The organism is Corynebacterium sp. MSK310 (genome assembly GCF_030227355.1).
Taxonomy (GTDB): domain Bacteria; phylum Actinomycetota; class Actinomycetes; order Mycobacteriales; family Mycobacteriaceae; genus Corynebacterium; species Corynebacterium rhinophilum.
The window spans coordinates 1-490 of sequence record NZ_JASPFZ010000055.1 but is presented as its reverse complement, the minus strand read 5'-3'; the positions used below and the strand labels follow the sequence as shown (position 1 = coordinate 490).

Annotated in this window: 1 pseudogene; it reads right to left on the bottom strand. The window is 51.0% G+C overall.

Going from position 1 to position 490, the window contains the following annotated elements:
* Window positions 1-314 (bottom strand): annotated as a pseudogene (locus tag QP891_RS11705) (hypothetical protein); the annotation flags it as partial.
* Window positions 315-490: the final 176 nt, after the last annotated feature.

Below are 490 nucleotides of genomic sequence, written 5' to 3'. Positions count from 1 at the left end.
ATAATGCCAGATAGGATGCTATAGGTTAGGCCTAGGTCTTTAGCCAAGCTGGTCAGTGTCAGATCCACGTCATCATCTAAGTCCGGAAGTAGTGATTGGTAGAACAACCAGGAGTTCTTCCTAGCCTTAACTCCAGCTGCAGCAATAGGGTTATGTGGTGTGTTGGTGGCATAAAAGACTACCGGTACATCTGCCTCACCATCAGTAGCGGTGTTGTAGTCTAGTGACTCGCCGGCTGGACGGGTATCCCCCGTTATGATGTCGCCTACTGGATCGTGGCCTGTTGTGGTGGGTGGTGGTGTGCTACTTGTCATCGTGTTAGTACCCCGATTACTCCACATGAATGGTCGAATGCGTTTTCGTCTAACTAGGCATCAGACTACCCACCCGAAAAGACACCAGGGGTAAAACCCACACACCCGACACGCATAACCCCTGTTCGGCAGAGTACACGTCGCAAATATCAGCGGGGGTAAAACGACGGAAAGTC